This window comes from Mycobacterium sp. (assembly GCF_032162105.1).
Taxonomy (GTDB): domain Bacteria; phylum Actinomycetota; class Actinomycetes; order Mycobacteriales; family Mycobacteriaceae; genus Mycobacterium.
Genome location: NZ_JAVRPS010000370.1, coordinates 1 through 8901 on the forward strand (window position 1 = coordinate 1; position 8901 = coordinate 8901).

7 protein-coding genes are annotated in these 8901 nt (G+C 69.6%); 5 read left to right on the plus strand and 2 right to left on the minus strand.

All coding sequences use genetic code 11. The features are described 5' to 3' along the window. The 4 genes from QOC69_RS18790 to QOC69_RS18805 all read left to right on the plus strand — a co-directional run. The coding region (locus QOC69_RS18790; RefSeq protein ID WP_526442305.1) for a DUF899 domain-containing protein at positions 1–694 on the plus strand (694 nt) is incomplete at its 5' end. An 86-nt stretch (positions 695–780) separates the two neighbouring features. Further along, positions 781–1215, plus strand: coding sequence for a hypothetical protein (locus QOC69_RS18795; protein ID WP_526442307.1), 435 nt, complete (start codon positions 781–783; stop codon positions 1213–1215). Then, positions 1125–2438 carry a wax ester/triacylglycerol synthase domain-containing protein gene (locus tag QOC69_RS18800; RefSeq protein ID WP_526442309.1) on the plus strand — a complete coding sequence of 438 codons (1314 nt, stop codon included), beginning with the start codon at positions 1125–1127 and terminating at the stop codon, positions 2436–2438. Before QOC69_RS18795 ends, QOC69_RS18800 begins: the two co-directional genes overlap by 91 nt. A gap of 80 nt (positions 2439–2518) precedes the next feature. Then, entirely contained in the window at positions 2519–3025 is a 507-nt protein-coding gene (locus tag QOC69_RS18805; protein ID WP_526442311.1) for an allene oxide cyclase barrel-like domain-containing protein, read from the plus strand. Between the two features lie 6 nt (positions 3026–3031). Here QOC69_RS18805 and QOC69_RS18810 read toward each other — a convergent pair whose 3' ends face one another. Further along, positions 3032–4192: a hypothetical protein gene (locus QOC69_RS18810; protein WP_526442313.1), complete on the minus strand. Its 1161-nt coding sequence runs from the start codon at positions 4190–4192 to the stop codon at positions 3032–3034. 79 nt (positions 4193–4271) lie between these two features. Between QOC69_RS18810 and hrpA the strand changes: the two genes are divergently transcribed. Further along, positions 4272–8201, plus strand: a complete 3930-nt coding sequence (hrpA, locus tag QOC69_RS18815) for an ATP-dependent RNA helicase HrpA (protein ID WP_526442315.1) — start codon at positions 4272–4274, stop codon at positions 8199–8201. Positions 8202–8210: 9 nt separating this feature from the next. Here the strand turns inward: hrpA and QOC69_RS18820 are convergent. After that, on the minus strand, positions 8211–8901 hold a 691-nt coding region (locus QOC69_RS18820), incomplete at its 5' end, for an amino acid permease (protein ID WP_526442317.1).

Below are 8901 nucleotides of genomic sequence, written 5' to 3' on the forward strand. Positions count from 1 at the left end.
CACAGCCCCGATCGTGTCGGAGCAGGAGTGGGAGAAGGCCCGCCAGGAGCTGCTCGTCAAGGAGAAGGAGGTGACCCGCGCTCAAGACGCACTGGCCGCGGAGCGTCGCCGCATGCCATGGCTCGCCTTGGAGAAGGAGTACGCGTTCGACGGACCCGAGGGGACGGTCAGCCTGCTCGACCTCTTCCACGGCCGCCGTCAGGCCATCGTGTACCGCGCGTTCTTCGAGCCCGGCGTGCACGGTTGGCCCGAGCATGCCTGTCCCGGCTGCTCGCTGATGGCCGACCAGGTCGCCCATGTCGCGCACCTCAACGCCCGCGACACCACGTTGGTGTTCGTCTCGCGCGCGCCGCAGGCCGACATCGAGCGACTGAAGGCACGGATGGGTTGGGACATCCCGTGGTACACCATCCTCCCCAAGAACGGGCATGCTTTCGACACCGACTTCGGCGTGGACGAATGGCATGGCACGAACGTGTTCATCCGTGAGGGCGACGACGTCTTCCGCACCTACTTCCTCAACAACCGCGGTGACGAGAAGATGGGCGGCACCTGGAGCTACCTCGACATCACGGCCCTCGGGCGTCAGGAGGACTGGGAGGATTCGCCGCAAGGCCGCCCACAGTCCGCGCCGTATCAGTGGTGGAACTGGCACGACGAGTACCCCGACACGAAGCCCGGTGACGCGAGGTGACCGCGCGCGCCCGTGTTCTCGGACGACGGGCATGCGCACTGCTCGCGGCGTGTTCGGCTGTGCTGCACGGGATTTCCCTGGACCACGTGACGAACATTGCGGCCATGGCGCTGATGGTGGCGATGCTCGTCGCGTGCCTGTACTGCGCACGCGACCTGTGGCTTCGCGGAACGCAACGGGGCTGGGTGCTGGTTGCGTTGATGAACTTCGCGATGATCGCCGTCCACCTGCCCGCATCGTCGGCGCATCACCACGGCGGGGGCCTGGCTGCGACCGCACCGATGCCCGAGTCGACGGTCATGACCCTGGCCACCGCGCTGGCGGCAGTCGAGGTGACCGTCGCCGCGGCCGTCCTCTACTACCGCACCCGTGCGCTGCGGCCCCTCGATTCCGCCCCTTCGGTCGACGTCGAGACCCCTACACTGGCCGCGTGGCCCGACAGGACGATCCCGATGGGCTGTCTACGGACGACGCCAGAATCCTCGATCTCGAATCGGCGGCGATCACCGGCCACACGCTGAAGCTCAACGTGCTCGAGCCGGGCAGTGGCCTACTCGATGGTCCACTCGACGTCGACGCATTGCGGGCCGCGGTCGAGAAGCGACTCACTAGCCAGCCACGGGCGACGCAGCGCGTCGACACCTCCGGACCCGAACCGCGCTGGGTGCAGGCGGAAGACTTCGACATCCGCGACCACGTCCGGCGGCAGCCGACCGCATGCGTCACGCGGGCCGACCTGTGGCGGATCGTCAGCGGGTTGATGTCCGAGCACCTCGATCGCAGTCGACCGCTGTGGACGTTCGACGTGATCGGACCGCTCGCGGACGGTCGCGAGGCCATCGCCGTCCGCATCCATCACGCCATGTGCGACGGCATCGCCGGTGTCCGCTTCCTGGACGCGGTGCTCTGGGACGCCCACCCCGACGCGCCGGCCAGGACGGGTGCACGCCCAGGTGTGCAATCCGCGCAGGAGCCCAGCGGCTTCGCCGAGGCGTGGCGCATGCCCGGTGCCGTCCTTCGCGAACTCGGCCATCCCGGCGAGCGGTCACCCTTCGATCGCCCGATCACCATCGCCCGCGAGCTCGCCTTCACGGTCGCGCCATTGGCGGAGGTGAAGGCGATCGGCGCCTCGCGACCCGTCCGCGCCACGGTCAACGACGTTCTGCTGGCGGTCATCACGGGAGGCCTGCGCACCTGGCTCGGCGAGGCGGGGACGCTCGCCCACCATCTGCACGCCCAGGTGCCGGTCAGCCTCCACCACCGCGACGAGGGAGCGACCGAGCTCGGCAACCGGGACTCGTTCATGAACGTCGACCTGCCGCTCGGTGAGGCCGATCCCCTCGTCCGGCTCGACCGGATCCGAGCCGAGACCAGCCAGCGCAAGCGCCTCGACGACGCCGAGGAGATGTACGACCTCTTCCACGCCCTCGGTCGCATCAAGCACCTCGGCAGCGCCGCACAACGGATCTCCAAGAGCGCGCGCGAGTTCAGCGTGTCGATATCGAACGTTCCGGGGCCGCGCGTCCCGGTCGGCATCGCCGGTCGCGGGGTGCAGCATCTCTTCTCCTCGTCAGAGCCGGCCGCCCATCACGCGCTGCGCATCTCGGCGATCTCGTGTGCCGGGGATCTCGGCATCGGGCTGTGCACCGATCCGCAGGCGCTGCCCTACGTCGCGCGGCTCGCCGACGCGATCGAGACCGCCTACGCAGAGTTACTGGGCGCCTGCGAAATGGGTTACCTGTAGCCCATCTCCATTCACAGCAAAGCTCGGCGCGACGGGCAGGACGTGCCTACAATCGCCACATTCCTTGGGGAGGGGGCACCGTGGCAACCATTGATCGATGTGCGCGGCGAGTGGGTGTGGGCCTGTTCGCCGTCTGCGCCGCCGTATCGCTACCGATGGTGGGGGTGTTCGGTCAGAGTGCCGCGGCCGACACCGCACTCACCTTGTTCGAGCACGACACGCAATCCACGGAGATCGATCTCGGCGAGCCAGGGCATGGCCCAGGAGATCAGTTCCTCTTCGCCGGTGACGTCTTCGATCATCCCGGCGGGACGAACATCGGCCACGTCGCGGGCCAGTGCACGATGCTCAGCGGTGACGCGTCGGGCGGAGATGCCTTCTGCCGCGGCACCTTCGTCCTCGAGGGCGGAGAGCTCGCCGTCCAGGGTTTGGACACCGGCGGTACGGCCGAGGCCGGCCAACTCGGCGCAGTCGCGATCGTTGGGGGCACCGGGATCTACGCCAACGCGCGCGGGGACGGCACGATTCAAATGGCGCCCGACGCTCCGGCCGACTCGACCTTCGTCCTGAACGTGATCACCGGCTGAGGGTGGTTACGGCGCCGGGATCACGTCGATCGCGTCCACGTCCGGCTTGACCGGGAACCGTCGGCCACTGTCCTCGACCACCAACGTCCCCGACGCCTCTGGCGCAGGCCCGCCCTGCGGGATGATGAGCGCCCGCTGGCCCGGCGTGACCACGGTCGCTTGCAAGGCGACCGTCGGCGGGTCCATCTGGGTGAGACGACCGTCGCCGAGCTCCCACACCCGCGGCGAATAGGAGCTGGCCGGGTCGCATCGCCAGGTCGCCAGCGACAGTGCCATCGGGAGCGACCCCTGCCACCACATCCGCAATACCTGCGAGCCGGTCTGCGCCTCTGGTGCGGCGACGTCGAACGTCTGCTGGGACCCGTCGGCATTGGCCACCGCGACGGCGGCCGTGCCGCAGGAGTTGCTCGAGCGCCGGTACAGGGCATAGACGAGGCTGGCGCCGTCGGGACTGAGCGCCGCGTTGGCAACCGGCGTGTTGGCGTCGACGACTCCCAGTGAGGTCGGCGGCGCGGTGCCGCGCACCGCGTACAAGGTGTCGGGGCCGCCGAACGGCGACGGCGCGGATTCGACGCGGGCGAGGATCGCCGTGCCGTCCCGCGCGGTGAGCAACGTCGGGTCGGGCGGCGACGAACCGTAGACGGGCGGCAGATCCACGGTCTGGCGCAGCTTGGGCGTGGCGGAGGCGTCGGCCAGATCGAGCTGCATCAGCCGGTTCGGCTGCTCCCACCACACGATCGTGCTGCCACCGCCGGTGCCCAGTCGGGGCGCCTGTGCCAACGGGATGACCTTGGTGGCCTTGGTGCGCACGTCGAGTGAGACCAGATTCCCGTCCGCGGAGCGGGCAAAGGCGAACCGGCCATCCTCGGTGACCAGCGGCTCGCTGGACGGAGTGAAGCTGCCCGACGCGGTGGCGTAGGCCTCCGTACCGTCGACGACACCGATCTCGGTCGACGCCCGGTACGCCACCAGGGGACCCGTCGGCGGCTTCGGTTCCGGCGTCTTGGTCGGCGCGGTCGGAAACGTCGGCAATACCGGCGGCGTGGCCGTTCCCCCCGGTGTTCCGCCGGGCGGGGTGGTGCAGCCGGACACCAGGCCCGCGCACAGCGCCAGCAGCAGGACCAACCGGAAACACGCACTCAGGATTCGCCGACTCACCGTCTCCATGTAAGCCGAAGACGCGGCAAGGTACGAACTGGGTGGTCGAGAGCACGCCGTGGGTCCGCCGACAACTATCCTCACCGGAGTGTCCGAACCGTCCGTCCCCGAGCTGCGCGCGCGGCTCGACGGGCTGACGATCCGCGATGCGTCCCGGCTCGGCCGCCGCCTGAGGGGTCTGCGGGGGAGCGACCCGGCGGCCGTCCGGAAGATCGCCGAGCAGTTCGCCGCCGCCGAGGCTCTGGTCGCCACCCGCATCGCCGCCGTCCCGACGATCACCTACCCGGACCTGCCGGTGAGCGAGCGCCGCGACGACATCGCCAAGGCCATCTCCGAGAACCAGGTGGTCGTCATCGCCGGCGAGACCGGATCGGGCAAGACCACCCAGCTGCCCAAGATCTGCCTGGAGCTCGGCCGCGGCATTCGCGGCACCATCGGCCACACCCAGCCCCGTCGGCTCGCCGCCCGCACGGTCGCGCAACGCATCGCCGACGAACTGCACACGCCGCTGGGCGAGGCCATCGGCTACACGGTCCGCTTCACCGACCAGGCCAGCGATCGCACGCTGGTCAAGCTGATGACCGACGGCATCCTGCTCGCCGATATCCAGCGCGACCGCCGTCTGTTGCGCTACGACACCCTGATCCTCGACGAGGCCCACGAGCGCAGTCTCAACATCGACTTCCTGCTCGGCTACCTGCGTGAGCTGCTACCGCGCCGACCGGACCTCAAGGTGATCGTCACGTCGGCGACGATCGAGCCGGGTCGCTTCGCCGAACACTTCCGGGGTGCCGAAAATGGATCTGGTGGTGGTGCGCCGATCGTCGAGGTGTCGGGCCGGACGTACCCCGTTGAAATCCGTTACCGCCCACTGGAAGTCGTCGTCACTGCGTCCGGCGGCGAGGACCCCGACGACCCCGACCACGAGATCGTTCGCACCGAGCTGCGCGACCCCACCGAGGCGATCGTCGACGCCGTGGAGGAACTCGCGGCAGAGCCGCCAGGGGACGTCCTGGTGTTCCTGTCGGGCGAGCGGGAGATCCGCGACACGGCCGAGGCTCTGCGCGGTGCGCTCGGCGACCACACCGAGGTGCTGCCGCTGTACGCCCGGCTGCCGACCGCCGATCAGCAGAAGGTGTTCAATCCCAGCCACGCCGCACGCCGCGTCGTGCTCGCCACCAACGTCGCCGAGACGTCACTGACCGTGCCCGGCATCCGCTACGTCGTCGACCCCGGCACCGCGCGCATCTCCCGCTACAGCCGAAGGACCAAGGTGCAGCGGCTGCCCATCGAGCCCGTCTCACAGGCATCGGCCGCGCAGCGGGCAGGCCGGTCGGGCCGCGTTGCGCCCGGCGTGTGCATCCGGCTCTACTCGGAGGAGGACTTCGAATCCCGGCCCCGCTACACCGATCCCGAGATCCTGCGGACCAATCTCGCGGCGGTGATCCTGCAGATGGCTTCGCTGCAACTCGGCGACGTGGAGAACTTTCCCTTCTTGGACCCGCCGGACAAACGCAGCGTCCGTGACGGCGTGCAGCTGCTGCAGGAGCTCGGCGCGTTCGACCAGCACGGCGCGATCACCAGCCTTGGTCGCCGGCTGGCCCAGCTGCCCCTCGACCCGCGCATCGGCCGGATGATCCTGGCGGCCGACGCCGAGGGCTGCGTGCGGGAGGTGCTGGTGCTGGCCGCGGCGTTGTCGATCCCCGACCCGCGGGAGCGGCCATCGGACCGGGAGGAGGCGGCGCGGCAGAAGCACGCCCGGTTCGCCGACGAACACTCCGACTTCGTGTCGTACCTGAACCTCTGGCGTTACCTCGGTGAGCAGCGAAAGGAGCGGACCGGCAACTCGTTTCGGCGGATGTGCCGCGAGGAGTTCCTGCACTACCTGCGCATCCGGGAATGGCAGGACCTCGTCGGCCAGCTACGCGGCATCGCGCGTGACATGGGCATCAGGGAGTCGACCGATTCCGAGCCCGCCGATCCGGCGCGCGTGCACGCCGCGCTGACCGCCGGGCTGCTGTCGCACGTCGGTCTCAGGGAGGGCGAGACCCGGGAGTACCAAGGTGCGCGCAACTCGAGGTTCGTGCTGGCGCCCGGCTCGGTGCTCACCAAGCGGCCGCCGCGCTGGATCGTCGTCGCCGACCTGGTCGAGACCAGCCGGCTGTATGGCCGGATCGCCGCGCGCATCGAACCGGAGGCCATCGAGCGGGTGGCAGGAGATCTGGTGCAACGCACCTACAGTGAGCCGCACTGGGGCGCCCGGCGCGGCGAGGTGATGGCCTTCGAGCGCGTGATGCTGTACGGCCTGCCGCTGGTGGTGCAGCGCCGCGTCGGATACGCGACCATCGACCCGGTGCTCGCACGGGACCTGTTCATCCGGCACGCGCTCGTCGAGGGCGACTGGCAGACCCGCCACCACTTCCTCCGCGACAACGCCAGGCTGCGTGAGGAACTCGCCGAGATCGAGGAGCGGGCGCGCCGCCGCGACCTGCTCGTCGGCGACGAAGAGATCTACGCGTTCTACGACACGCGCCTGCCTGCCGACATCGTCTCGGCAAGGCACTTCGACGCCTGGTGGAAGAAGCAGCGGCAGCGCACGCCGGACCTGCTGACGTTCACCCGCGACGATCTGCTGCGCAGCGACGACCCCGACACCGACCGGCCGGACACCTGGCAGGCGGGCGATTTGTCGCTGCCCGTCACCTACCGGTTCGAGCCCGGCGCCGCCGACGATGGCATCACCGTGCACGTGCCGGTAGAGGTGCTGGCGCGCCTCGGCGGCGACGAATTCGCTTGGCACGTACCGGCGTTGCGCGAAGAACTGATCACCGCGCTGATCCGGTCCCTGCCGAAGGACCTGCGGCGCAACTTCGTCCCCGCCCCCGACACGGCCCGCGCGGTCCTGGCGACGCTGGACCCCGACGGGGCACCGCTCCTGGAGACGCTGCAGGGCGAATTACGCAGGCGGACAGGCGTGCTGGTGCCGATCGACGCGTTCGACCTGGACAAGATCCCCGCCCATCTGCGGGTGACGTTCGCCGTCGAAACCGCCGACGGCACGGAGATGGCTCGTGGCAAGGACATCGACGCGTTGCAGGAGCGGCTCGCCACGCCGGTGCGGCAGGCCGTGGCCGGTGCGGTGGCCGGCGACCTGGAACGCACCGGGCTGCGCCTGTGGCCCGACGACCTCGATGAACTGCCGCGGACCGTGGAACGCACCACTGGTGGTCACGCCGTGCGCGGGTTCCCGGCGTTGGTCGACGCGGGTACCGCGGTGGACGTGCGCGTATTCGCCACGCAAGCCGAGCAGGGCGCCGCGATGGGTCCAGGCACCCGCCGGTTGCTGCGGCTGTCCGTCACCTCACCGGTCAAAGCCGTTGAGCGGGCGCTGAATCCCCGCACGCGATTGCTGCTCGGCGCCAACCCGGACGGGTCGCTGACCGCGCTGCTCGACGACTGCGCCGACGCCGCGGTGGACCTGTTGGTGCCCGCGCCGGCGTGGACGCGGGACGCCTTCGCCGCGCTGCGGGACCGCGTCGCCGCCACCCTGGTGCCGACCACGCTCGACGTCGTCGGCCGCGTCGAGAAGGCGCTCGCTGCATGGAATGACGTGCAGCTCGCGTTGCCAGACAAGCCGCTGCCCGGTCAGGCCCAGGCGATCGCCGACGTGCACGCCCAGTTGGCCAGGCTGTTGCCCGCGGGTTTCGTCACCGCCACCGGGGTCGCGCGCCTGGCCGACCTCGTGCGGTACCTGACCGCCATCGGCAGGCGCCTCGAGCGGCTGGCGCACGGCGTCACCGCCGACCGCGATCTCATGCAGCGGGTGCACGCGGTGCAGGGCGCCTACGACGACCTCGTCAGTGCACTGTCGCCGGGACGTGCGGCCGCCGACGACGTGCGCGACATCGCGCGGATGATCGAGGAGCTGCGGGTGAGCCTGTGGGCCCAGCAACTCGGCACCGCCCGACCAGTCAGCGAACAGCGCATCTATCGCGCGATCGACGCCATCGCGCCGTGAGGTCAGCGGTCATTCGTCATCGCGTGGCGGCGGCCGGTTGGCGACGACCGGGAACTGGCCGGTGAAGCCCTCGCGTTCGCGAGCGACCTCCAGCACCCGCCCGCGGACCGCGTACCAACCGACGATGAGGGCCGGAATGATGAGCACCAGGCTGGCGACGGTCCAGGTGCCGATCGGCGGGTCGAGTGCCATCAGCACGACGACGCCGAACAGGAACGCCAAGGTGAGATAGCCGGTGTACGGCGTGCCCCACAACCGGAATGACGGCCGTTCCAGGATGCCGCGTTTCGACCAGCGGTAGAGCTGGATCTGACAGATGACGATGGTGCCCCAGGACGCGATGATGCCGAGGGCCGCGATGTTGAGCACGATCTCGAACGCCTGGCCGGGGAATAAGAGGTTGAGAACGACGCCGAACAGCCCGACGACCGCGGTCAGGAAGATTCCGCCGTACGGCACGCCGCGGCTGGACATCCGCGCCGTGAACTTCGGTGCGCTGCCGTTCATTGCCATCGACCGCAGGATCCGGCCGGTCGAGTACAACCCGGCGTTGAGGCTGGAGAATGCGGCGGTCAGCACGACGATGTTCATCACCGTGCCCGCGCCGTCGACTCCGATCTTGGAGAAGAACGTGACGAACGGACTCTCGCCGGCTTTGTAGGTGGTGTACGGGAGAAGAAGGGCCAGCAGGAACAGTGAA